Origin of the sequence: Mesorhizobium sp. ISC15, assembly GCF_037162615.1 — a bacterium.
GTDB classification, from domain to species: Bacteria; Pseudomonadota; Alphaproteobacteria; order Rhizobiales; family Rhizobiaceae; genus Mesorhizobium; species Mesorhizobium mediterraneum.
In genome coordinates this window covers 2,871,448-2,896,416 of the sequence record NZ_JAVSPX010000001.1, presented here as the reverse complement: position 1 = coordinate 2,896,416, position 24,969 = coordinate 2,871,448, and the positions used below count along the sequence as shown (strand labels likewise).

Below are 24,969 nucleotides of genomic sequence, written 5' to 3'. Positions count from 1 at the left end.
TCAGAAGTACCCCTCGCGCTTCTTCTTTTCCATCGAGCCCGCTTCATCCCGGTCGATCAAGCGGCCCTGGCGCTCTGACGTGCGCGCGGTGAGCATTTCGCCGACGATGGCCTCCAGCGTATCGGCGTCCGATTCGATCGCGCCGGTCAGCGGATAGCAGCCAAGCGTGCGGAAGCGCACCAGCCGGTTGTCCACTGTCTCGCCGGGGCGCAATACCATGCGGTCGTCATCCCTCAGAATGAGCATGCCGTCACGTTCGACGACCGGCCGCTCCTTGGCGAAATAGAGCGGCACGATCGGGATGTCTTCCTGGAGAATGTACTGCCAGATGTCGAGCTCGGTCCAGTTCGACAATGGAAAGACCCGGATCGATTCACCGGTCGCGATGCGGGTGTTGAATATCTTCCACATCTCCGGCCGCTGATTCTTCGGATCCCAGACGTGCTGGGCGTTGCGGAAGGAGAAGATCCGCTCTTTGGCGCGCGACTTCTCCTCGTCGCGACGGGCACCGCCAAAGGCTGCATCGAAGCCGTACTTGTCGAGCGCCTGCCGCAGCGCAACGGTCTTCATCACATGCGTATGGGTATTCGAGCCATGGTCGAAGGGATTGATCTTGTCGCGCACACCGTCTTCGTTGACGTGGACCAGGAGATCGAAGCCGAGCTTTTGCGCCATCTGATCGCGGAAAGCGATCATTTCGCGGAATTTCCAGGTCGTGTCGACGTGGAGAAAGGGAAACGGCGGCTTGGCGGGATAAAACGCCTTCATCGCAAGGTGCATCAGCACGGAGGAGTCCTTGCCGACGGAGTAGAGCATGACCGGCTTGGCGAACGCCGCCGCAACCTCGCGAAAGATATGGATGGATTCAGCCTCGAGCCGCTGAAGGTGCGTAAGCGCGATGTTCATGGACTGTGAGCGTTCTCTCGTGCCATCCAGACCTTGCATCGATGCATCGGGCGCAGTTCGTAGCCGCCCGGCTCAGCTTCACTTCTGGACAATCTTGTTTTCGTGCAGGCGTTCTAGCAGATCGCCATTGTTTATAACAATGCAAGACAGGCCTGAAGCAAAGTGGTTCGGGAATGAATCTTCTACTTAGGACCCGAAACCCGAAAATTCCTACTCACTGAGCCGACGAGCCTGATAGGCCGGGAAAAATATTGCCTGGATGGAGGGAACGAGCGTCAATACGTTGGCGGCCACGCACTAACGCACGAACGACACCGTCGATTTTTGATGGCGGCCTGTTCCCGCGGACTATCGAAAATCATCCTCAGCGGCTATACCGGTCCACGGAAATCAGCCACGCGTGTGGCGTCACGTGCGTGACACCCTGAAGATCATCGCAACAGCCATCGCCAAAACAGATCCTCGTCCCAAAGACCATTGCAGAATGCGACTTACAACCTTGAGCTGGCTTTCATCGCTAAAACAGCAATTCACACCGGCACGGGTCAATATCTACTTTTCCATTCTTTGCTTCTTTTCTCCCTCCGTTTTGGGATCGGTGGTTAGTTTTGCATTCAATGGCGGCGGCCTGTGGTCGACCCTACTCATTGCACTGAAGAGACGGCGCTTCAATGTCGATCGGCCCATGGCCGCCCTCACCGTCGCGATCTATGCCTTTTGCGGCGCCGTTGTCCTCGCCTCCATCGTCAACAACTCGATTGCGAGGGATGCGACGCATCTTGTACCGTTGATCACCTTCCTGTTTTTCCCCTTCTCATATTCGGTCTGGAGCATTTCGCAAAAAACCACCCTCGCCCGCGTCATCATACTGAGCAGCATGGCCGCTTGCTTCGGCGCATTGCTGCTGACTGGCATCCAGTACTACTGGATTGGCCTGCCAAGGGTTGAAGGTGGTGCCGGAAATCCGATCGTGTTCGCGACGGTCGCCTGCCTCAGTGTTTTGGTATGCATGGCTGGCGCTTTGTCGGGAATCGAAAAGGCCAGGAGCCTTCTCGCCTGTGCGGCGCTGGCCGGAACAATCGCCATCCTCTACTCCGGTTCGCGTATCATCTGGCTGGCGATGCTGATTGCAGGCATAGCCGTGCTGCTGATCAATCGGCAGAAGCTAAGGGGCAAGTACGTCCTTCGTCTGTTGTTGATACTGGGCTTGGCCGGCCTCGCGATCGCTGCCTTTGGATTCCAAACAATATTGGAGCGGGCCGAGTTCCTCCGTTCCGACTGGGAGGCGCTCACGGCGCATGGCAACTACGGCACCGCCTTGGGATTTCGCGTTGCTATGTGGCAAATTGGCCTCGACGCATTTCGCGAAATGCCGCTTTTCGGACATGGGGTGGGCGCGACGCCACTGCTGATAAAACAGGGATTTCTTGACCAATTCGGCATGGATAAAGGCTTCGGCCACTTCCACAACGGCTTTCTGACCGCACTGGTGGAAGCCGGAATCGTGGGAGCTGTCGCGCTGGCGGCCATCCTTATCGTTGCCGCTAAAAATGCTGCCACAGTGCTGCGCATCAGTGCCGATCCGGTCGAGCGGTTCGGCGCCACCATGATCGTCATTGTGGTGATCACCTATCTCTCAGGCGGAATGGTGGGCATTCTTATCGGTCATGATATTCTGGATTCGGTGCTGATGATCTTCCTGGTGTCGGGGACATATCTTGCATCGGGGCGCCATATGCCGCTGGCGGACGAACAAGCGCTTCCTGCGACATCGGCCGCCGAGTAGTAGCTTCGAGCAATGCAATGAAAGTGTTGGTCACAGGCGCGACAGGGTTCATCGGGCGCCTTGTCGTGCAACTCCTCCGAGAGGCGCAGTTCGAAATCCGGATCGCCTCCCGGCACCCGGAAAAGCTCGGTTCGGGAAACGACATCCTCCTGCTGCCGAATTTCGACGCGCCTGCCGAGGCCTTTGCGACGATCCTGAAAGACGTCACGCATGTCGTCCACTGCGCCGGGTTGAACAACGATCGTGGCAATCCAACCGAAGCCGATTACCTGAAAGCCAATGCCGAATTGACCGGGCAACTCGCGCGCGCCGCGGCTGCACAGGCCAACGGACGCTTTATTTACCTGTCTTCGACCCGGGCTGTGGTCGGCGCCGGCTTCAGCGGGAGGCTCGACGAAGAGACCATCCCTGCCCCGCAATGCGCCTATGGGCGTTCGAAACGCGAAGGCGAGATCAGGGTCCTGGACGCTTATGCATCGTCCGGCCGCTCCGATGCCGCAATGCTGCGCCTGCCGCCGGTCTACGGATCTGGCATGAAGGGAAATCTGGCGACACTGATGCGCTTGGCCGACACCGCCTTGCCGCTGCCCGCAGCGGCCCTGGCGGGCGTCCGCTCGCTGATATCCTCCGAGGCAGCGGCCCGGGCGGTTTTGCACCTGTTGACCCATTCGATCCCGCTTCGCCCCGTCTATATCGCCAGCGATATACGGCCAATCCCGGTCGCCGCCATCATCGAAGCCTTTCGACAAGGCTTTGGACGGCCGAAACGCCTGGTTGCGGTCCCTGCCGGCCTGATACGGCCGGTCGCATCGTTGCTGGGCAAACGCAAATTTTGGGAAAGCTTGACCGCAACGCAGATATGCGATCCGTCCCTGCTCATTTCGGAGGGCTGGCTGCCGGAAACCGATACGATCGAGCGACTGACCGCAATAGCGCAGGTCAGCAGATTTGCTCAGGTCCGATAAATCGTTCCAAGCAGAATCCTGACATCGAGACCGAACGACGCCGCCTTGAGATAAGCGGCATCGGTTTCGGCACAGAGCGTCGGGACCGACATGTCGATGCCTCGAATCTGGGCCAAGCCGGTTATGCCCGGAAGCATGGATGACACGCCCAACTGCTTGCGACGCTCGATCAGCTCCGTTTGCGTGGGCAAGCATGGACGTGGCCCGACCAGGCTCATTTCCCCCTTCAGGACATTCCAGAGCTGCGGCAATTCATCGAGCTTGAACCGCCGCAAGACCTTTCCGACCACCGTAACCGAATTAGCCGGCGCCTCATGCGAGGGCAATGACGGCGTCCCCAGATACATCGTTCTCAACTTGTGGCAGCGAAAAAGCCCGCCATTGCGGCCTACCCTCGTCTGGGAAAAGATTGCAGGCCCGGGTGACGATAGCCGAATAGCCAGGATGGCAACCAACAGGACAGGCGACGTGATCAGCAGCAGCAGGGCCGCCAGCACGAGGTCGAAGGTCTGCTTCGCTGCCTTCACACGCATTAAATCCGGCCGGAGATGATTGCCAAATAGAGCCCGAAGGTTCCAAAAGGCGTCTGCCGATAGACGCCGCTTTGGCGCAGATAGCTCAGGCGACTGAAGATACTGCCCTTTCGCGCCAGGATGAACAAGCCTAGGCACGCAGCCGCGTCTGTCGTGAGAAGATCACGATTGGCGGCCAGACCACTGAGATTCTCATCCGTCCAATTGGCAAATCCGCCTTTCAGCAGATGTGCGAGCCGGGAAAATCTCGCCCTCCACGAAACGTTGGCCCCGACCAAATTTGCCCCGTGCTGGCGGTAGCGCACCAGAGGCCGCGGATCATACCGAACGATGCCGCCAGCCGCGGCTACGATTAGATAGGCCCACCAATCGTGACTGACAAACCGGGTCTTTGACGACGCCTTGGCCAGCAGGTCGCGTGCCGCGCCGTTGATCATGATGGTGTTGCCGCCGGCAATGCTTTGCACGAGAGCGTTGCGGAAGGACGGCGGCCGTTGGAACAGCGGCGAGCAGCCGATCACGCTTCCGGTTTCGGTCATGGTTGCGGTTCTGGAGCAAAACATAGCCGGTATTTTTGCGTCCAGCGTCCGCATCCAGCGGACAGCGCTTTCCAACCTGTCCGGCTCCCAAATGTCGTCCTGGTCGCAAAAGGCATAGTAGTCCGCCTCGATCCGCGGATCGACGATCATTGATCGAAAATTGGCAGCGAAACCCTGGCGGGGGCCGTCCACCAAGGTCAGCCGACCCTTGTGCCAGCGAGGTTTCCAGGCGCCGATGATGGCGGTCGTGCCGTCGGTCGAACCATCATCGGAAATCCACAGATCGACCAGGGAATGCGACTGCGCGAGGAGAGAGCCGAGCTGTTCTTCGATGAAAGCCGCGCCGTCCTTCGTGCCCATCAGTATGGCGACGCGCTGATCTTGTTTGCTCACGATTGTGGTGTCATCTGCAAATGCCTGAGAATGGCTATCGGATTTGTTCGCTTCATCCAATCACAACCGCCCGAAGGGTGTCCTATCCTGCATGTCCAATTGGACCTGTTGGCCGACGTAGGTCACCCGGGGATCTTTCTGCTTGATGGAGCCCTTCCAGCACGGCAAGCGCCGAGCCCTTGTCCTGGCTCTTCATCGCTGTCTGCAGCGCCGTAAGCGCGGTCTCGACCCTCGGCCAGTCGACAACATCCGTCCTGAGGCCAAAAACCTTGGAGGTGCTGAGCTCGACGACTTCTTCATCTTCGCCGTGGAGCGTTTCATGAAGTTTCTCGCCTGGCCTTATTCCGGTGAACCGGATTGGGATATCCGTGTAGGGGCTCTTTCCAGCCATGCGGATCATCGTCTCGGCGACTTCAACTATGGACACCGGCTTGCCCATGTCGAGCATATAGACGGCATAGTCGTCCCTGCCCTGTCGCGACGCTGCATCGGCTGCCGACATGATGACGAGGTCGACGGATTCGGCCACTGTCATGAAATAGCGCGTCATGCGCCGATCCGTAATGGTGACGGGCCCTCCAGCCTCGATCTGTGCCTGGAATATGGTCGCCACTGATCCATTGCTGCCAAAAACGTTGCCGAACCGGACGGCAATGAACTTGGTGCCGGAATGATGCCCCCCCGGTTGATGCCCGTTTGGTTGGGCCGCATGGGTTTCATGTAAGGCGCTCACGATCTGCTCGGCTGCTCGTTTTGTCATGCCGAGCACGGATGTCGGGTCCACCGCCTTGTCACTCGAGACAAGCACGAACTGCGGCACCCCGCATTTGGCGGCTACCTCTGCACAGACAAGCGTTCCGAAAACGTTGGTCTGGATCGCCGCATCCCAGTTTTCCTCGAGCAGGGGGACATGCTTGAGCGCGGCGGCATGAAAGATGATGCAGGGTTTGAATTCGCTTATGACACGCGTCATTTGCCGCCGGTCTGCCACATCGACTATGCGGGCCTTGAGACGGTCATGGTCTTTCTCGTCGATATATTGGCTCAACTGGAAAATGCCGAACTCGGAGAGATCGGCGACCAGAACCGCCTCGGCGCCCAGTTCCAGCGATCGCCTGACTAGAGTTCGCCCGATGGAGCCGGCTCCGCCCGTCACCAGGACGCGCTTGCCACGGACAAAAGTGCTGATACGCTCGATGTCGGAAGGCACCGCTGGACGGCGCAGGATCGTTTCCATCTCGACGGCGTCGAGAACCAGCTTTCCTCCCTGCCCCAGTTCGGAAAACCCCGAGAATTGCACAACGGCTATGCCACTATGCCGGGCGACACGAACCAGCTCCGAATACTCCTCGATCTCCCGCCCGGCACCATTTCCGAAAATCAGCATGTCGAGACTTTTCGTGCCCCTTGTGTAGTCCTCCAGGAATTCCGTCAAACGGGGGCGGACTGCAACCACCGGAACCCCTTGAATCCGGGTGCCCAACGGCGCGTCGTTCTCGATCGCCATGACCCCCGCGATGGAATAGTCCCCGGGCTGCGCCGTGCGCGTAAAGCGAATGATCAGATCGGCCTCGCCGAGCCGGCCGACGAACAGGGCTTGCTTTGTCAATCCCTTGTCGGCGGCCCTGTTCAAGATACGCCAGCTCGCCCCGTCACGAAGAAAGCGATAGAAGAGCCGAGGGGCCGATATGATCGTAAAGGACACAAGAAAGAAGACGATGAACTGGCGCTCGTTGAGGCCCGTCACCGGCTTGAAGAAACGAAACGAAAGCGAGGCGCAATAGAGTACGACAGTCAAAATCGCGCAGCTCTTCAGGATGTTGAAAAAGTCCGGCGTCGAAGCGAAGCGCCAGACCGTGTTGTAGAGGCCGCAATATCTGAACAGCAAATGGCTGAAAGCGACGATGCACGCCCAGGTGGTCAGGCCCTCGTAGGAAAAAGCTTCGAAAGAGAGGTTGGACCGCGACAAAACCAGACTGAGCGCGACCGCGACCAGGACCATGGCGGCGTCCTGGATCATGATAAAGGCGCGCCGCATGTCCGGCCGAAGCCCGAATACGACTTCTACATATGGTGTCATCGGATAGTACTGCACTCCTGGCGCGAAGGCTCGGCGGTCAGACTGACACCGGACCCCTATAGTCCGTAGCCTACAAGTGCCAATACAACTGCTATCGGCATAGCGTGGAGTCGAGGGCATCGCCAGATGTTTTTGGAGGTTCCGCAGGGTGACGGGGCGAAAACTTGCGATCGACTAGTTCGACTCCGGCCCGACGTGGTAGATGGGAATTCTCTAATACTAATTCGAATGATGCGGTCCATTGCCAAATTCGCATTGCGATGGTTATGACGACTTGGCATTTGTGGGCCGAACGACCGCAATGATGAACCCGCTTTGCACCACGGTGCGACTGTGATACCAGCGCCAAACTTTGTAGGGACGACAATATTGAAGGTAGTACGAAGCGCCGCTGCCGATTTCGGCCGTGGCCTCAGAATGCGTAGCGTCTGGGCGGCGCTTGCTCACGAAGATATCTGCGACCAGCACAAGCGCACGACGCTCGGCCCTGTTTGGCTGCTGGTCAACTATCTCACCTTTGCCGGCACCTTTGTTGTCATGTTCGGCAACAATCACTCGGTACCGCATTTTGCTGCCTACGTATTGATCGGGCTATTTGTCTGGCTCTATCTGACGGAGGTAGTCACCCAAAGCGTTACACTCTTTACCCGCGAGGAGAGCTTCATCAAGGGCACAACCCTGCCGCTCACCGTTTATGTCATGCGCATGACAATGCAATCGGTGATCCGGGCGGGCTACTCGCTTGCGGGCTGCATCGCCATCCTGTTGCTCGTAGGTACGCCCTTCACCGTTGAGTGGCTCTGGTCAGGGCTAGCGCTCATCCTAATCGTGATTGCAACGCCTGCGGCGATCCTTGTTCTTGCCGTTTCCGGCGCCTTCTTCCCCGATTTGAACTTCATCGTGCAGAATATCATGCGCATCGGCATGTTCGTCACACCGATATTCTGGATACACCCGGCCGGGGGCATCCAAGCTGAAATCTATCGCTGGAACCCCTTCACCTATTTTATCGAGATCGTACGCCTGCCAGTGCTCAATGCCAAATTCCCGGTCGCGGCCTTCGGCATTTGCGCCATAATTATAGTCTTCCTATGGGTTATGGCCGCGCTGCTTCTGGGCAGCTATCGCAAGAAGATCGTGTTCGTGCTCTGATGGTTTCGATCCGCGCCGACAATCTCGGGCTAACCTACAGGGTTCGCCAAAAGCTGACACTGGCCTCGCGCGACAGGCGCATGCCGACTGGGGGACAGATCGAGGGCGAAGGCCGCGCCCGCCACGTAAGGGCGCTTGACGGCGTGAGCTTCTCGCTTGATGCGGGCGACCGGCTTGGCCTCGTCGGCGTCAATGGCGCCGGCAAGACGACACTTCTCAAGGTGCTCTACGGCATTTACGAACCAACGAGCGGGCGCGCCGCCATCCGCGGGCGTGTGGACGCCCTGTTCAACATTAATCTCGGCTTCCGGAGCGAGGCCACCGGACGGCGCAATATCGTGCTGCGCGGGCTGATCAATGGCTGGACTAATTATGATATCGAGAAGCGGATGGATGAGATCATCGAGTTCAGCGAACTTGGTGATTTCATCGATGTTCCTTTCAAGGCCTATAGCCAGGGAATGGCCGCCCGTCTCGCTTTTTCCGTTGCAACCAGCCTTGAGCCTGAAATACTCCTCATGGATGAATGGATTGGTGCTGGGGATCCCAACTTCCAGGACAAAGCGAAAAAGCGGATGGATGAACTTGCTGGAAAGGCAGGCATCATCGTCCTTGCAAGCCATAATCATGGCCTTTTGAAACGCACCTGCAACAAAATTCTCGAGCTTGAAAAGGGCCGGGTGAAGGCATTCCAACCGGCTGAACAGTGGTTCGGCAAAGAGGTGGAGAAGGCAGCCGTATGAGGCCTTAGTTAGCCAGTTGAACAGCTCGGCCATAGTCGGATCTGGCTACTCAACGCTGAATTGCAACTCTTATGCAGGGCAGGACTTCCAGTATGGAAATCATAATGACTCCGAAAGAAGTCGATCTGCTGTCATCGTTTCTTTCAAAAACGGATCACTATTTTGAATTTGGTATGGGTGGGACAACTATACTCGCGAGTGGCTTGGTAGAGAAAAGCGTAACTTCAGTTGAAAGCGATAAAGAATGGATCGAAAAAGTTCGGCCCGAGATCGGCAATCCGAAACCTAAGATCACTTTGCGTCATATCAATGTTGGACCCACCGGTGGATGGGGAACACCCGTAGGTAAAAGTCATGAGCACTTATTCCCGGCCTACCCAAACGCTATTGTTGATTCCGATACTGACAAAATTGATTTTTGCTTAGTGGACGGCCGCTTTCGAGTCGCTTGCTTTATGACAGCGCTCCTTTGGTTAAGACAGGACGCGATAATAGCGATTCACGACTATACAGTTCGCCCCCAATACCATCTGATAGAAGAATTCTCCAGGAACGTGTCTACTTGTAACACGTTAGCGCTTTTCGTTCGGCGCAGCGGTGCCAATACAGAACGCATGCAAGCTGTCATAAATGACTACGCTAGAAATCATGAGTGATAATTTCGCTCATAGCTCAGGATATGCATACAATTATTCTTCCTTATATGCGGATAGTCTAATATTATTACTCGACAAATCGATGTTGCTTTCATTGACGGATCTCGCTAGGGCACCAGCCGCGTCAAATTTGCCGATTTGAAATTTTGCGATTGCAGCCAAATCGGGGGAGTTGGAATGAAGATAATTAGGAAAATTCACCCACATTTGTTCGATCTTAAAAGTGCGAGCATTTTTTACAGAGACCGGCGCAATGCCTTGCTCATAAGGAAAAGTCACCTATTCGATGCTCGTTGGTATCTTTCCCAGAACACAGACGTGGATATGGCAGGTATCGATCCCGCTCTGCATTATGCACGGCATGGAGCCTATGAGGGTCGCAATCCCAGTCCGTTTTTCGACAGTCTCGGGTATATCGCAGCAAACCCCGACGTCGGCGCCGCTCACCTAAACCCACTTGTTCACTACATCAAATGGGGTCGAAACGAGCGACGCCCCACGGGCTCTCCTCCGGTCGCCCAGTTTGTTCCCCCGTTTATTCCTGCTGCCGAGCTTGACGGTACACCGGATTTCCGCCCGGACAGCGAGCTAGCTGGTTCTTTTGAGCAATTCACATCCTCGTACCCGTCGCCGCGAAAAAAAACGGGGCGTATCGTGGTCTTCGCATCGTACAGCGCAGACTCGGTCATACACCCCTACGTGTTGTATTATCTGAAATCTCTAAGGACTATTAGTGACACCATAATTTTTGTTGCGGACAATAGTTTTTCCGATAGTGAGGTGGCAAAGCTCGACCGCCTTGTCGATGCTTATATATGTGAGCGGCACGGAGAGTATGATTTCGGCTCATATAAACGCGGCATAGCGTATGCAAATCAACATGGTCTACTTTCGAGCACTGATGAACTGCTTCTTTGTAATGATAGCTGTTATGGACCTTTATATAACTTCGACAAACTCTTTAAGGAGATGTCAGAGCGAAAATGTGATTTCTGGGGCCTTACCGATAATACAGAGTTTTCATACCATCTTCAGAGCTATTTTGTTGTCTTCAAGAGGATCGTCTTTTCGTCCGAAAATTTCTTAAAATTCTTTTCCGCAGTCAAGAAGGAAAAGTCCGTTTCCGAAGTCATACTGAACTATGAAATTGTGATGACATCCTACTTCCAGGATCTAGGATTTACTTCCTGTTGCTATACTGACAGTGGCGGCGATGCCGTCGAAGAAGCAAGACGCTCGAGCCCTAATTTGACTGTCTTTCCTAACTTACTTTTGGATGTGGGCTGCCCGCTCTTAAAAGTGAAGGCATTTAAAAAAACCGCAGCCAACTATGATGGCGTAAGTGCCTTTTTGCACAAAATACATTCTATTAATCCAGAACTTTATTCTTACATAATTGAGCACTCCCACCCATCGAAATTTTTCGAGGCGGACGGGGTCCAGTTTTCCATCGTCACTCCCTTTTACAACAGGAAGAATTCAATTTTTCGCTCCATAGATTCTGTCCTCAGTCAAAGGCATGCGGTTTATGAACTGATCCTGGTGGACGATGGATCGACAGATGGTGCGTACGACGCCATCATAGAGCGCTATTCGCACGAAATAAGCGGCGGGAGAATCAAGCTCCTACGCAGCAACAAGCGAACTGGCGTTTCGTCGGCTCGAAATGCCGGATTGGCTAAGGCATCTAACCCATGGATCGCCTACCTGGATTCCGACAATTGCCTTAAGCCGAATTTTCTTTCGACGTTTGCAAGCAGTATCGTCGAGCATCCGAACCATCGTCTGTTCTACTCGTGCTTTGAAAATGAGTCGGACGGAGCTGTACGTGGAAGGCGGCCGTTCAATCGCCCGGCTCTGTTGAAAGCAAACTACATAGATTTAGGCGCCTTCGTGCATTCAAGAGACATGTTTCGCAGTCTTGGTGGATTCGACACCACCATGAGGCGCTTGGTCGATTGGGATCTGATTATCCGGTACACGGAAAAGATCCCTGCGGTATTCATACCCTGCCCGTTGATGATCTATAACGATGCTGCAACTGATAGATCTCGCATTAGTGTAGGCGAGTCACTAGATGACGCTCGCGTTTATTTGCGCGAAAAACATGGTATGCCAATTACCATCACAACCCTTATTCCTGCCTATAATCATGAAACTTATATATCGCAGGCATTGGACAGCGCTATAAAGCAGGTGGGTGATTTTATCCACGAAATCATTGTTTGTGACGATGGTTCCAGCGATGGAACGCGCAGCATCGTAAAAGGCTATGTTAACAGATATCGGCATCTTGTTCGTGACATTAGCAACGACGAGAACTTGGGAATATCCGGGACATTCCGAAAGTGTATCGACAATGCGACTGGTGATTTCATAGCGATTCTTGAAGGTGATGATTATTGGTCGTCTCCAGAAAAACTGCAGAAACAGTCGAGATTTCTTATAGACAATCCGGATTGCTCGATGGTGTTCTCAATGATCGATGTTGTTAACGCCCAAAATGACACAAGGCGATTGCTAAATCGACAGAAGGAACTGACACGATCAAAGCTCACGGGAAGTGACTTTTTGAATGATCCGTCGATGAACCTTATAGCCAATTTTTCAAGTTGCCTTTTCAAATCGGGGCTTATGAAATCTCTGCCTGACAGGCTGTTTGAAGGGCGATTCAATGAAATTGCGTTGGCATTTCAATTGGAGAAGTCCGGAACGATCGGATTTATACCGCAAACTCTAAGCGTCTATCGTCAACACCCACAAGGCGTTTGGACCGGAAGCGACAAACGCAGACAACTCGAAAGCGCGATTCAGGTCCGGCATATGGTCAAAGACGTCGCGGCGCCAGCCTATCACGACCGTATTCAGCGAGTGATCGATCAAAAGTCTGCGGAATTGGCCGAGTTGGATATCAGAAACCCGTCGGAACTGTAGGGCGGTCCCCCCCCTTTTCAGCGAGATTGCGACCCCGATATCGGCCCTCATGCAGCTGATTTCGACATGTGGCGCATGACGGCGAGGATCTCATCCAGGATTTCGCGTGGCTTGTCCGGAGTAGTTCTCATAACGTAGCCATTCTTCGATTTTGCAACCGCCTCGGCCTGTGCGCCGAGCGAGAAGCAGAAGACAGGAAGGCCGGTCGCCAACATTTCGTGAATGGCGTAGGAGAAGGTCTCCGGCCAGATCGAAGGCATCAGCCAGCATCCAATCTGCTGCTGCACAGCAATCCTGGACAGATCCTCGACCTGATACTGGCCGTAAACAGCGATAGCCGAACGATGGAAGCGATAATCGAAATTTCCGATGATCGAGATGCGAACGCTTCGATCGTGCGGCAGGACCGCTGCTAGATCTCTGACCGCGCGCGCGCCTTTTTGATAGCCGATATTGCCCAAGATTCCGATTGTCAGTACACGAGTAGTCGGCGCGTTCACTGCCGGAGGCAGATATCGAAGGACATGCGGCTTGACCACTATCTTGTCCGCAACTGCCGGATAGGCCTTGGAAATGATCTGACGACTGGTACCGGAAAAGACCTCAATCTGTTCAGCGATTGCCATGACGCCGCCCCATACCTCGCGCCACTCGCGGATATCGGGCTCTGGTACAGCGCTGTTGGGATTGCCGGCTCCGAGACAGGCTACGCAAACGTCCGTTGCCGGGATACCGCAATATTTTCCGCTATTATCGAGTAGTGTATAAGACGGGCAAACTGGAAAATAATCGTGGATGAGAACCGAAAGACGATCATTTGGCCGGCGAAGCTCTGCCACAAAAGCTGCAATTCTGAGCGGCTCGCGTGATCCGACAATGCATGAATAGACCAGGTTCAGTTGATCGACGGTGTGAAGAAGATTGCGCAGATGGCCGAGATCGTCAGTGTGTACCTTGGTTTTGCCTGCGGTCGAATGGATCTCCAGCTCAAAAAGCCCAGCGTCGGCGCGCTCACGCACGGTGACAGCCCCTTGATCCATGGTCTCGATCTGCGATTTGATACGGCTTTGCAAATAGGATTCGGCGCCGCCCCCTAGATCGTGAGCGAAGTAGACCGGCAAGGGACGATCCGGTCTCTTGGCTACTGCGATGGCAAGCAGAATGCGAGCCGACAAAAGTGGATCCGTCGCGATAAAATCCTGTACATTTGCATCGTAGGCTGGATACCGCTTCGAAATGATCGCGCCGTTCGAACGCATCAAACGTGCCTTTGCCTCCAATCCGAATGAATTGCCTCCGCGGTGTTCAACGAACAGATTGGGCACCGCGACGTGACGTCCGCCGAGTGCATGCGTCTTCTGGCACCAATCTACTTCTTCGCCATAACCCTTACCGAATGCCAGGTCGAATTTTGAGACCTGGCCAAGGAATTTTTTATTCATTGCCATGCAGAAGCCGACGCCTGTCGGTACCTCAACCGACAGAACCGCTGGATTGATTTTTCGGGCTATGGAGTCAATGGCGTCGACTTGTCCGGGTCGCAGATCGGTTTTCCGACAGATCACCGGAACAGAGAAAATCTCGGCATCGTTTGACATCGGAGTGGCGGAAGCCACCGTCTCATCGGCAATGATCGGAGCCATGAGCCGGGAAAGCCACCTCTCGGGCACCAAGGCATCGGAATTCAGTAGAACGACATGGTGTCCGGCCGCAGCTTCCAGCCCCCGGTTGACTGCCTGGACAAAGCCGAGATTGTGCTCGTTCTCGATCAAAACAGCTTTAGACTGGCGGCTGGCAACCCAATCCTGCAACCAAGGTCTCACGCGATTGTCCGTCGAGCAGTCTTCTACGATGACGAGAGAGGAAGGCCCGTCGGTGAAACGGTCGACGCGGTCCAATACCTGAGGCAGGATTTCAAACCCGTTGTAAACGGGAAGGACAATGAAGATCTTCTCATCAAGCACCGGCAACGCCGAGCTTTTAGTTAATATACCAGCCGTCCAATCAACCTCTGGTTTCCGATCAAACGTGAGATATAGATCTTTCAAGCCGCTTGCAGCAACGGGATCGCGCAGGACGAAATGCCGAAACAAGAGGGGGATGTTTTTGATGCCCGACCATATGAGATGAAAGAAGATTAATCCGTTGGAGTATGCCCGCTCCATCTGTGACATAGCGGTGAACTTATATTCCCTCGGGCCGTCTATCCCGTCGAATTCAAGGCGCAGGTCGTCATCGCGAAAATGGAAATTGAAATTGAAACCCGTGGGGGTGTCGAGACGCAGGCCTCTTTCATCATTGATATCTTGACGGGCGTGGTCTGGCGTGATCGAGCGGCGGACCGGGCCGGCTATCAGCCGGAGAATTGGTCTTGTCGTCCATCCCCGCAGGTGAATCATGCCGCGCTCGACTTTAATCTCCTCGAGACAGCCGACAGTTTCGCCGTTGCCGTCACGGAGATTGAACCCAGGCCGTGAATTGCGGCGGGTCTCGACGAGAATACGGCGATATACAAGCTTCAGTTTTCGCAGTTCTGCAGCGAATTGAAGCCAAAGCTCGACCAAGCGATTACTGTTTTGCATAGTTTTTTATATCAGCCGAGCAAGCGGTGGGTAGACTTTGTCTCGGGTCATGCGTCGACAATTTGAGTAGGTCCGTTCGATCGCCGAAACAGCGGGCAATACGCTTGGAATGGCCCTATTTTCCCAAGGTAGTCAAAAGCCGCTTTGCCGCTCTTAGGGGCGCAGTAACGCGCCAGGAGGTACTGGAATAAACAGCGCCGAGAATTTCATGCAGTCGCTTTTCCTCAGAGCGGGCATTCTCGCGATCGGCTACTGCCACCGAAAGCTTTTCTTTTAGGACCTGTATCTCTTCGGCCTTCTCAATGACCTGCGCGTTCGCCTGCAAAATCTTGGCGTCACGCCCTTCGATCTGAAGCTGCCATTCTTTTCGATCCAGCGCAGACTGCACCTCGCGCTCGCGTCCCCGCGCTGCCAACTGATCGCGTTCGGCCAATAGAGCGGTGATCTGGCTGCCCCGCTGTTCCATCTGTCGATGCCACTCTTCGCGGGTCAGCACAAATGTTGCTTCCGTCCGCCTTGTCGCATGGGCTGTATCGCTGAAGTGGGCAACCACTTGGCCAAGATGAGCGAAGGCAGCGCGTATGGCTCCTCGGCCGTGTTCTTCTTCACCGGCAGCGAAAAGCGATGCGACCGCCTTCGGATAATTATCGCCAACCCCCAGGACGCCCAATCCATGTCCATGCAGGAACTCGAAATGCGGCCGATCCGCCGAGACTTCACCCCAAAAACGAGAGACGGCGAAATCGCGCTCACGCACATTCGTGTCGTGAAAGAGCACCACGGCGTTTTGCGTTAATTTCGGCCGCCAGGTCTCGAAGTCATGACGAACAGCGTCGTAAGTATGCAGACCGTCGATGTGTAACAGGTCGATGCTGGCGTCCTCGAAATGGTCAACAGCCGCGTCAAAAGTTGACCGCACCAGACGCGAAAATGCTGCATACTTCGGAGCGTGGTAGGCAGCGAGATCGTGATAAACTTTTTCGTCGTAGTAGCCCGCATGCTCGTCACCTTTCCAAGTATCAATTGCATAGCAACTGCAGTGGAGACCCAGCAACTCAATGGCTTGGCAGGCGGCACAATAGGAGGCCCCTGCATGCGTGCCAAGCTCGACAAACCGGTGCGGCCGGAGCGCATCGATCAACCAGAACATGAATGGAACATGTTCGACCCATGCCGACGGAGTTACGAGGTCAGGAAATCGGAATGTCGTCGAAGTGAAAGGAATCATCGTGCTCTTCAGGCTAAGGTAAGTGCATTGTTCCCAGAGAGGGCAAGGAGCATCCTGAGGCAGGCCGAAGAAGACATCGTTCCACCTCTGTGGTCGAGTTGTGCCAGCTCGGGGCTATCCATCCGAATGCAGTCGCGAATTTTTGAGTCGCCAGGCGCGAATTTCGGGGACGCTGCGCCTTGGTCGGATAATCCACAGTGGCGATATCCCTGACCTGCGCATAGGGGCCACCTAGCACCCTGCTTGTGTCCAGGATGTGGCGGGCGAATCCACTCCAGTTGGTGTCGCCGGTTCCTGCGAGATGGTAGACGCCGAAGGAAGCAAAGCCCTTGTTGCCATGCAGAATCTGCGCGACGTGCAAGATCGCATCGGCGATATCAAGGGCCGAAGTGGGATTTCCCCACTGGTCGGCTACTACCGCTATCTCGTCGCGAGCGGCAGCGAGGCGCAGCATTGTCTTGACAAAATTCCTGCCAAACGGGCTGTAGACCCATGCCGTGCGCAGAATGAGGTGGCGTGGATTGGCTCTGGCGACCGCGTGCTCGCCGGCGAGCTTCGAGGCGCCGTAGACGCTGCGCGGAGCGGGCTCGTCTTCTTCTACATAAGCCCCCTCGCCGCTTCCGTCGAAGACATAATCGGTCGACAGGTGGATCACCGGTGCACCGATCCGTGCTGCGGCCGCAGCGACATGGCCGGCGCCGATGCCGTTAACGGCGAAGGCAAGGTCCGGTTCGTCCTCAGCCTGGTCGACGGCGGTGTAAGCTGCGGCGGACACGACCAGGTCGGGTCGGGTAGCCACAACCGCCCGTTCGATCGTCTCCGGCTTCGCCAGATCGAGTTCAGGCCTGCCGAGGGTGAAGACCTCGACGTCCGGGTGCGTGCGCGCACGCTCGACAAGGCTGCTGACGACCTGGCCCTCGCGTCCGGTGACGGCAAGCCTCACGCAGCACCCTTTCGCGCTTCGCCCAACCGCTCGCCGGCGTACTGCTCGCGGCGGATCGGACCCCACCACCACTCGTTCTGAAGATACCAGTCGACCGTCCTGGCGAGGCCGCTGTCGAAGGTCTCGCGCGGCGTCCAGCCGAGATCGCGCTCGATCTTCGAAGCGTCGATTGCGTAGCGCCGGTCATGACCCGGGCGGTCGGCAACGAAGGTGATGAGATCGCGATAGCGGCGGCCGGCAGAACGCGGCCGCCTGCTGTCGAGGACGTCGCAGATCGCCTCGACCACCGCCAGATTGGTACGTTCCGAGCCGCCGCCGATATTGTAGCTCTCGCCAACCGCCCCCTGGGTCGCGACCATCGCCAAGGCGCGCGCATGGTCCTCGACGAAAAGCCAGTCGCGCACGTTCGCGCCGGCGCCATAGACCGGCAACGGTTTTTCGTCGAGCGCGTTCAATATGACGAGCGGGATCAGCTTTTCGGGGAAATGGAACGGACCGTAATTGTTCGAACAGTTCGACAGGACGACCGGTAGGCCGTAGGTGTCATGCCATGCACGCACCAAATGGTCGGATGCGGCCTTCGACGCCGAATAGGGCGAAGACGGTGCATAGGGCGTCTGTTCGGTGAAGACGCCGCTGTCGAAGGGCAGATCGCCGAACACCTCGTCGGTCGAAACATGATGGAAACGAAAACGGTTTTTCTTCTCGTCGGGAAGTCTGCGCCAATATTCCAGGGCCGAATTGAGCATTCGGTAGGTTCCCACGATGTTGGTCTCGATGAACGCGCCCGGCCCGTCGATCGACCGGTCGACATGGCTTTCGGCGGCAAGATGCATGATGACGTCGATGTCGTCGCGGTGCAGCATTTCCAGAATCGTCCTGTCGTCACAGATATCGGCGTGCACGAATCTGTAGTTGTGCGCGTTTTCGATCGGCCGCAACGAGGCGAGGTTTCCCGCATAGGTGAGCTTGTCGATGTTGGTCACCCGGTAGGCCGGATTGCCGCACAAATGCCGGCACACCGCCGAGCCGATGAAGCCGGCACCTCCAGTCACCAGAAAATTCATGCCGCTCTCCTCACGTAAACGTCTTTCACACAAACACCTCGGCGGCGGCGAGCGGCGGCGCCTTGAGGTCCTTGTCCGAAAGTTGAAATCCGCCTGATAGCGATGGCCATTCGACGCCGATGGCGGGATCGTCGAAACGGATCGATCGGTCATGTTCCGGCGAATAGGTGTCGGTGACCTTATACAGCACCTCGGTGTCCGGCACGAGCGTGACGAAACCGTGCGCAAAGCCTTGCGGCACCAAAATTTGATTGCCTTTTTCGGCGGAGATATCGAGGGCCACCCATTTTCCGAATGTCTTCGAACTGCGGCGAATATCGACCGCAACGTCAAGAATCCTGCCGCGGATAACGCGCAGCAGCTTGTCCTGGGCACGCGGGGGAAGCTGATAGTGAAGCCCCCTCAACACACCCGCGGCAGCGGAATAGGAGTGGTTGTCCTGCACGAAACGCAGATCGATACCGGCGTCTGAAAACCGCTCGACGTTGTAGGTCTCGACAAAGAACCCCCGCGTGTCGCCGAACCGCTTCGGGATGATCTCCAGCACGCCGTCGAGGCCGAGGGGCCTGATCTCCAACACCTAGTTCTCCGTCAACTCGATGACGCGCTTGCGCAAATAGGCGGCATATTCATTCTTTCCCAGGCGGGTGGCGCGCTGCAGAACCTTGTCCGCCGTCAGCCAGCCCTGCTCGAAGGCGATTTCTTCCGGGCAGGCAACCTTGATACCTTGACGATGCTCGATCGTGCGCACGAAGGAAGAGGCTTCATGCAGGCTGTCATGGGTGCCGGTGTCGAGCCACGCATAGCCGCGGCCGAGTTGGTGAACCTGCAACTGCCCGCGTTCCAGGTATACGTTGTTGACCGCCGTGATCTCGAGCTCGCCACGCTCCGAAGGTCGGATCGTCGGGGCTATATTCACGACATCATTGTCGTAAAAATAGAGGCCGGTGATGGCCCAATTCGACTTCGGTGCCTGCGGTTTTTCCTCGATCGTCAAAGCGGAGCCGCTGATCTTGTCGAACGAAACCACGCCATAGCGTTGCGGATCCTCGACATGGTAGGCGAACACCGAGGCGCCGCTTTTGCGCGAAGCTGCCGTGCGGCAGAGCTGCGACAGCCCTTCGCCGAAATAGATGTTATCGCCGAGGATCATCGAGACGCTGTCATTGCCGATGAAGTCACGGCCAATGATGAAGGCTTCAGCAAGGCCATTGGGATGCGGCTGCTCAGCATAGGACAGATCAAGCCCGAACTCTGAGCCGTCGCCGAGCAGATCCCGAAAAACCGGCAGGTCGCGCGGGGTCGAGATGACCAGAACCTCGCGGATTCCCGCCAGCATCAGGACGCTCAGCGGATAGTAGATCATCGGCTTGTCGTATATCGGCAAGATTTGCTTAGAGACCGCCAGTGTCAGCGGATAGAGCCGGGTTCCGCTGCCCCCAGCCAAGATAATGCCTTTCAACAAGCTCTCCTAAAAACCGCCTTCGCGCTCCCCAGCCGACGCAACTTATTCGTGTTTATATCTCGCGCGTTCGTGCTTATGTTTCGCGCGGCGGCTTGTCAATCTCGGCTTGCGTTGGGACGAAGTTTCGATCGGGACGAACAATTTGTTTCCGTTGTGGTCGATCTCGATCAATTCGTTCTTCTGGGCCAAACGGTCCGCAAATCCTTTGTGGAAGATGATTGCATTCATAAAGGCAAACGTCATTGCAAGCGCTTCGGTCCGCAACGGATAATCAACCAGTGAATGGATGAGAAGAAAAGACACCGAGAGAAACGCCGCCTTTTGAAGAGGATCGCGGCGAATTTTAGTAAACGCTATCAAAAGAATTACGAAATAAAGCACCATCAGCAGAATGGCGAGAGCTCCACCTTCAAAAGCTATTTCAAGATACTCGTTGTGGGCATGATTTACGAACTGTTTGAAAATCATCCCTTCCTTTTCATATATCTGATAGGCCTTTTGAAAATTACCAAATCCGACGCCGGTTGCCCAATTCTCTTTGATTCCCTCAATGGTGGTCCGAGCAAACTCTCCTCGCCCGAAAGCTGGATCGATCGCGTCAGTATCGATTTTCGTCCATGCGCCTATCGTATAGGCTGAAAGTCCTATGAAAATCAGCAGTATGCCCCATCCACTAACCTTGGAGCGCGCCGAAAGAAAGAAAATGGACAGTACGGTAATCGCCAGTCCAATCAGAACACCGGCGCGCGAACCGGCGGCCAAAAGAAGCAGCAAAAGGGTGACCAGTCCGAGCAATCCGGACAAGAGATGGCCGCGGAAAAGGCCGTAATAAACGACGAAGGGAATAGAAACAAAAAGCAAAGCCGCAAAATGATTCCGATTGGCGAAAAGCCCGGCATTGATCGTAAAAGGCAACAATCCCTCTATGGCGATATTGTCGGAGAGCGAATATTGAATCGCTCCCGCCAACCCATTGCAGATAACGCCCATAAAAAAGAACGGGAGAAGCCCATGGACCTGATCGGTGCGCAAACGCAGCACAGCCAAAAAAAACGCCGCTGACGCCACCAGATACAACAGACTCTCGATCGTCCGTCCAACCCCGACGCTGACGAAACGAAATCGGGTTTCTCCAACCAGCCCGGAATCTGCGAGCAACAGCTCTGGTCGCAATCCGCTGAATATCGCCGCAGGCAGCGGGACAATTTGCAAAATCACCAACGCCACAGCGAAGATAAGCAGCCACAGAACAGAATGGGGGAGTCTCTGGCCAGAGGTTTGTGAAAAGACAGCCGCCGCCGAGATGATTGCCGCGATCTCAATCAGCGTATCCGTATAAAGACCACTTGCAGTGCCACCGCCGATCAGCAGCGAAACAAACAGAACCGACCCGAGGAGATATTTATCCCATTCCGACGGCCGGTCCCTCAAGATGAAAGTCTCTCGATGCTCAATTTGTGCATTACCAACGTACCGACATATCGAAAGCGCCAGCTCTCAGCAATGGCGGCAGTCTCCAGCTTCAACAATTGCATGGGGCACCCAGCCGGTCCAACCGAAAAATCCTGACTGAGCGCCTGGCGATTGTATGTGCCCTCCGGAATATTGAAACGCGCTATTTCGCCGGTCGGCCCCACACATCTGATCGACCAGAACAACTCCTTTGGCAGCTTCAAGTTTCTCGCAGACGCAGCGAGAGAAATTTTATAGGAGCCTGGAGGCAGTTCGATATATTGCTGAAGAGCTGTGTTCTTGACGGGCGTGTTTAGGAAGCGGACCGTCGCTCCACCCTCGCCTTCGACCGCATCTTGAGATGATACAAACGTAACTTCCAGGCCCGACTGATCGCCGACCTGCCAGTCAAAAGGCTTACCACTGGACACGGGCTCAAAGGTGCTGTTGAAAATGTACCCGCCCAGTTTCCGTTCTTGATCGGACAGGCTGAAAAGAAACAATCGATACGCCTGGTCATATTCCTTCTGACGAATATAGCCGTAGATTACATGGGATAATTCGCTCGAGTTTGGTGGCGCGCTTGATCCGGTCAAATCGAGCAATAGCCGATTTGCGAAATCGAGTCCCTCGGGGGTTTTACCAAGCGCAACCAACAGATTGGCTCTCCAGGGCGCCGCGGCCCTGATGGCTGCCAGCACCGCCTGGTATCCATCGGGGTTCGAAAGGATTGTCGGCAGCCCCTCGGCGATCGCCGGAAATTGATCTGGCCATCGCCGCAGCAAAATATCGATCTCACCGACAGCCCCGGACAGATCGCCTGTTTCGATCGAGCGGCCGATCGACCTCTGAAGCGCATGGATTTCTGTCTTGGATAATTTTCGAGCCTGATCGAAAAATTCGTAGGCTTGGTCTTTTGCACCCTGTCGGTACTTGATTTCCCCGATCAGGCTGTAGAGACGTGCGTCCGCAAGGTCAAAGCGAAGCGCGCTTTCGGCCTTGGCAAGCAATGCGTCGAGATCGGGAGCGGTGCTTGTATCGTTCAGGTCGTCGGTGATCTCGCCCGTCAAGGCGTTGACGTTCAACGGATCCAGCGCGAGGGAAACGGTTGGCGTCTCGGTTTCAAGAAATCGACTTAGCCCGATCGACGAAGCCGCCAATGCTAGAACGGATGCGACGAACCAAACGCCTGAACGCCGTAGATTTTGCATAAGCGGGCTGGTCTGCTCCGTCATCGACTTTGCCCTCAATTTTCGGGGTGCCGTAGTCGTAATACTGGTAGTTCATATATTTGTACGCGTAGTTGTAATCGAACTTGTTCACCGCAAATTTCGACATCGCGGCTCCGACCACGTTTGCGCCGGCAGCCCGCAAGCGCTTCAACGCCGTCTTCGCCGACTTGCGTGTCACCTGATTGGTCGAGATGACCATCAACGTACCCTCGGCAAGACGGCTCAGGATGGGTGCATCTGAAAGGCCGACGACCGGTGGGGCATCGATTATGACAAGATCGAAGCGCTTGCCGAGATTGGTAATGATCAGTGCCATCTTCGGCGAAGAGAGCAGGTCCGCGGGGTTCGGCGGGATCGTTCCGGAAGTCAGAACGGTCACATTTGGGTATTTCGTCGCCCTGAAGATGCTAGCCAGATCCTCCTTGCGGACAGTGTTCGTCAGCAGATTGCTCAGTCCGATTGTGTTGTCGAGGCCAAACAGCCGATGAAGGTTGGGCTTTCGCAGATCGCCGTCGACAATGAGAACCCTTGCACCGAGTGCGGCAAAATCCTGCCCGAGCTTGAACGACGTCGTCGACTTGCCTTCCGAGGGCTCCGAACTCGTGACCAGAAGCGATCGTGGCGCGCCTTCGGCACCGGAGAATTGCAACGATGTTCGAAGCGAACGGTAGGCTTCGGATAGTCCGGATTTCTGATCGGCGATGCTGGCTATGAGTTCCCGGTCATCGACAAGCGGCAAGATGCCGAGCATCGCCAATCCCAATTCCTTTTCGACCTGCTCAGGATTGGTGAAGGTGTTGTTCAACAACTCGATGATATAGATAATTGATGCGCTCAGAGTCATGAAAAGCATCAGAGCGATCGCAAGATTGACGATCAGGCGCGGCGAATAAGGGCCATTGGGCGGCGTCGCGAAATCGACTATCGCGGCACTTTGTGTCTTGAGCTCTGAGCTCACTCCAACCTCGTTCAACTTGGCAATAAGGCTATCATACTGAGAGCGGTTTGAATCAACTTCTCGTTTCAAAATCGTATATTTGATGTTTTTATCGTTGAAGATAACCTGCTGCATCTCCATCTCGGCAAGCTTTGACTTGAGGTCGGCCTCCTTGTTCTGAGCCTCCTGATATTTCTGCCGCAGCGAATCGGTTATAGTCAAAACGCCATTGTCATAAAGCCGCTGCAGCTCCTTGATCTGCGCCTGAAGCTGCTGCATCTCTGGAAAGCCAGGCTTCAATATGCCCAACTTCTGCTGATACTGGCTGGTCAAATCCGACAGTTTTTCGGTGATCTTCTGCAGACCTTCGCTCTCCAAGACTGGGCCGAGGCTCGCCCCGCGGCCTTTGTCTATCTGGTCCACCATCCGTCCGGCATCGAGACGTTCCTGGATTGCTGTCGCGAGCGCGGTGTTCAGAGTCTCGATATTCGACCCTATCAGCGATTTCTCGTCGCCGGTTATCGTGATGCCCACATCCTTTGCGTAAGCGACGAGTTCCTCCTCGGATTTCTGTAGCTTTTGCTTTACCTGCAAAACCTGTTCCTGGATGAATTGCCGTGCCAGGTCTGAGGTTTCGCTGGTCTGATCGAGGCGCTGGTCGATATAACTTTGCGCGATCTGATTGGCGATATCAGTCGCATATTTCGGCTTCTGGTCGGCAAACGTAATCGACAGCAGGCTTGTGTCGGCGACCAGAGTGACCGTGAGGTCATCCAGAACACGCCCGATCGCAATCTGCTCACGTTCCTCCGGGGTTGTCTCTTCAATGGAAGGCGATTTGGAAATTCCGAACGCACGATAGAAAATATTGCTAGGCGAGAAGTTCGGGGTCGGAAACAGGAAATCCGGCTTTTCGCTAAGCCCTAGTTGGAACACCACGCGCTGCGCCAAAGCCCGGCTTTTCAGCTTTTCCCGGGCGGTTAGAAAGACCCGATAGTCGTCGCTGGCTTCAGAAACCACTTCAATGTCCTTGAAGACCTTGGCCGAAGGAACCAGCACTTCCAATTGTGCTGTTGCCCGATATTTTGGCGTCTGCATCATGGTAACGACGATGCCGGCGACAAGTCCGCCAGCTACCATCATGACGATCAGCCACCGATACTGGACAACGTAAAAAAACAACCTGAGCGGATTGAAGCCCTCGTCCTGCTCCGCGTAATCGCGACCGTACGGGCTATAGTTTTGTGCACCGTCATAATACAGGTCGGCAGACAAGGCTTGGCCATGTCCTGGACCTGCGATTTGATGCTGCCTGTTACGATCGAGCATGGTGCGTGGCAACCTTAGGTTTTCTCTGTGCGTAATTCTGAGCGGCC

General features: G+C 55.3%; 19 protein-coding genes. 6 read left to right on the top strand and 13 right to left on the bottom strand.

Annotated elements, in window-relative coordinates:
* Entirely contained in the window at positions 1 to 906 is a 906-nt protein-coding gene (gene cysD, locus RPG13_RS13900; RefSeq protein WP_095486105.1) for a sulfate adenylyltransferase subunit CysD, read from the bottom strand.
* A gap of 598 nt (positions 907 to 1,504) precedes the next feature.
* Between cysD and RPG13_RS13895 the strand changes: the two genes are divergently transcribed.
* Together RPG13_RS13895 and RPG13_RS13890 are read left to right on the top strand one after the other, a co-directional pair.
* Positions 1,505 to 2,692, top strand: a complete 1,188-nt coding sequence (locus RPG13_RS13895; protein ID WP_292710958.1) for an O-antigen ligase family protein — start codon at positions 1,505 to 1,507, stop codon at positions 2,690 to 2,692.
* A gap of 17 nt (positions 2,693 to 2,709) precedes the next feature.
* Positions 2,710 to 3,657 (top strand): NAD-dependent epimerase/dehydratase family protein, encoded by a 948-nt coding sequence (locus tag RPG13_RS13890; RefSeq protein WP_337125324.1) that lies wholly within the window; start codon positions 2,710 to 2,712, stop codon positions 3,655 to 3,657.
* Here RPG13_RS13890 and RPG13_RS13885 read toward each other — a convergent pair.
* From RPG13_RS13885 to RPG13_RS13875, 3 genes are all read right to left on the bottom strand, one after another.
* Positions 3,645 to 4,184 carry a sugar transferase gene (locus tag RPG13_RS13885; RefSeq protein ID WP_292217754.1) on the bottom strand — a complete coding sequence of 180 codons (540 nt, stop codon included), beginning with the start codon at positions 4,182 to 4,184 and terminating at the stop codon, positions 3,645 to 3,647. The genes RPG13_RS13890 and RPG13_RS13885 overlap by 13 nt on opposite strands.
* 5 nt (positions 4,185 to 4,189) lie before the next feature.
* The gene (locus RPG13_RS13880) at positions 4,190 to 5,122 is read right to left on the bottom strand and encodes a glycosyltransferase family 2 protein (protein WP_292217756.1); all 933 of its coding nucleotides are present in this window, start codon (positions 5,120 to 5,122) and stop codon (positions 4,190 to 4,192) included.
* A gap of 82 nt (positions 5,123 to 5,204) precedes the next feature.
* Positions 5,205 to 7,202: a nucleoside-diphosphate sugar epimerase/dehydratase gene (locus RPG13_RS13875; protein ID WP_337125323.1), complete on the bottom strand. Its 1,998-nt coding sequence runs from the start codon at positions 7,200 to 7,202 to the stop codon at positions 5,205 to 5,207.
* Between the two features lie 369 nt (positions 7,203 to 7,571).
* On the opposite strand from RPG13_RS13875, the gene RPG13_RS13870 reads away from it, so the two are divergent.
* The 4 genes from RPG13_RS13870 (at position 7,572) to RPG13_RS13855 (ending at position 12,687) form a co-directional block, all read left to right on the top strand.
* Positions 7,572 to 8,354 carry an ABC transporter permease gene (locus tag RPG13_RS13870; protein WP_292649476.1) on the top strand — a complete coding sequence of 261 codons (783 nt, stop codon included), beginning with the start codon at positions 7,572 to 7,574 and terminating at the stop codon, positions 8,352 to 8,354.
* The gene (locus RPG13_RS13865; protein ID WP_292649473.1) at positions 8,354 to 9,097 is read left to right on the top strand and encodes an ABC transporter ATP-binding protein; all 744 of its coding nucleotides are present in this window, start codon (positions 8,354 to 8,356) and stop codon (positions 9,095 to 9,097) included. Before RPG13_RS13870 ends, RPG13_RS13865 begins: the two co-directional genes overlap by 1 nt.
* Positions 9,098 to 9,201: 104 nt before the next feature.
* On the top strand, positions 9,202 to 9,753 hold the full coding sequence (locus RPG13_RS13860; protein WP_292649471.1) for a hypothetical protein: 552 nt from the start codon (positions 9,202 to 9,204) through the stop codon (positions 9,751 to 9,753).
* A gap of 177 nt (positions 9,754 to 9,930) precedes the next feature.
* Positions 9,931 to 12,687 (top strand): glycosyltransferase, encoded by a 2,757-nt coding sequence (locus tag RPG13_RS13855; RefSeq protein ID WP_292649468.1) that lies wholly within the window; start codon positions 9,931 to 9,933, stop codon positions 12,685 to 12,687.
* A gap of 47 nt (positions 12,688 to 12,734) precedes the next feature.
* Here the strand turns inward: RPG13_RS13855 and RPG13_RS13850 are convergent, their stop codons facing one another.
* The 9 genes from RPG13_RS13850 to RPG13_RS13810 form a co-directional block, all read right to left on the bottom strand.
* Positions 12,735 to 15,251, bottom strand: coding sequence for a glycosyltransferase (locus tag RPG13_RS13850; RefSeq protein WP_337125322.1), 2,517 nt, complete (start codon positions 15,249 to 15,251; stop codon positions 12,735 to 12,737).
* A gap of 133 nt (positions 15,252 to 15,384) precedes the next feature.
* Positions 15,385 to 16,497, bottom strand: a complete 1,113-nt coding sequence (locus tag RPG13_RS13845; RefSeq protein ID WP_337125321.1) for a class I SAM-dependent methyltransferase — start codon at positions 16,495 to 16,497, stop codon at positions 15,385 to 15,387.
* A gap of 13 nt (positions 16,498 to 16,510) precedes the next feature.
* Positions 16,511 to 17,440 carry a dTDP-4-dehydrorhamnose reductase gene (gene rfbD / locus RPG13_RS13840; RefSeq protein ID WP_337125320.1) on the bottom strand — a complete coding sequence of 310 codons (930 nt, stop codon included), beginning with the start codon at positions 17,438 to 17,440 and terminating at the stop codon, positions 16,511 to 16,513.
* Positions 17,437 to 18,507 (bottom strand): dTDP-glucose 4,6-dehydratase, encoded by a 1,071-nt coding sequence (gene rfbB / locus RPG13_RS13835; RefSeq protein ID WP_337125319.1) that lies wholly within the window; start codon positions 18,505 to 18,507, stop codon positions 17,437 to 17,439. Before rfbB ends, rfbD begins: the two co-directional genes overlap by 4 nt.
* Positions 18,508 to 18,532: 25 nt before the next feature.
* Positions 18,533 to 19,087 (bottom strand): dTDP-4-dehydrorhamnose 3,5-epimerase, encoded by a 555-nt coding sequence (gene rfbC, locus RPG13_RS13830; RefSeq protein WP_095486116.1) that lies wholly within the window; start codon positions 19,085 to 19,087, stop codon positions 18,533 to 18,535.
* Positions 19,088 to 19,969, bottom strand: coding sequence for a glucose-1-phosphate thymidylyltransferase RfbA (rfbA, locus tag RPG13_RS13825; protein WP_126103181.1), 882 nt, complete (start codon positions 19,967 to 19,969; stop codon positions 19,088 to 19,090).
* A gap of 45 nt (positions 19,970 to 20,014) precedes the next feature.
* Complete coding sequence (locus tag RPG13_RS13820) at positions 20,015 to 21,403, bottom strand: O-antigen ligase family protein (RefSeq protein WP_337125318.1); 1,389 nt, start codon at positions 21,401 to 21,403, stop codon at positions 20,015 to 20,017.
* Entirely contained in the window at positions 21,400 to 22,659 is a 1,260-nt protein-coding gene (locus RPG13_RS13815; protein ID WP_337125317.1) for a tetratricopeptide repeat protein, read from the bottom strand. The genes RPG13_RS13820 and RPG13_RS13815 overlap by 4 nt, the downstream gene beginning before the upstream one ends.
* On the bottom strand, positions 22,547 to 24,934 hold the full coding sequence (locus RPG13_RS13810) for a GumC family protein (RefSeq protein WP_337125316.1): 2,388 nt from the start codon (positions 24,932 to 24,934) through the stop codon (positions 22,547 to 22,549). Before RPG13_RS13810 ends, RPG13_RS13815 begins: the two co-directional genes overlap by 113 nt.
* Positions 24,935 to 24,969: the final 35 nt, after the last annotated feature.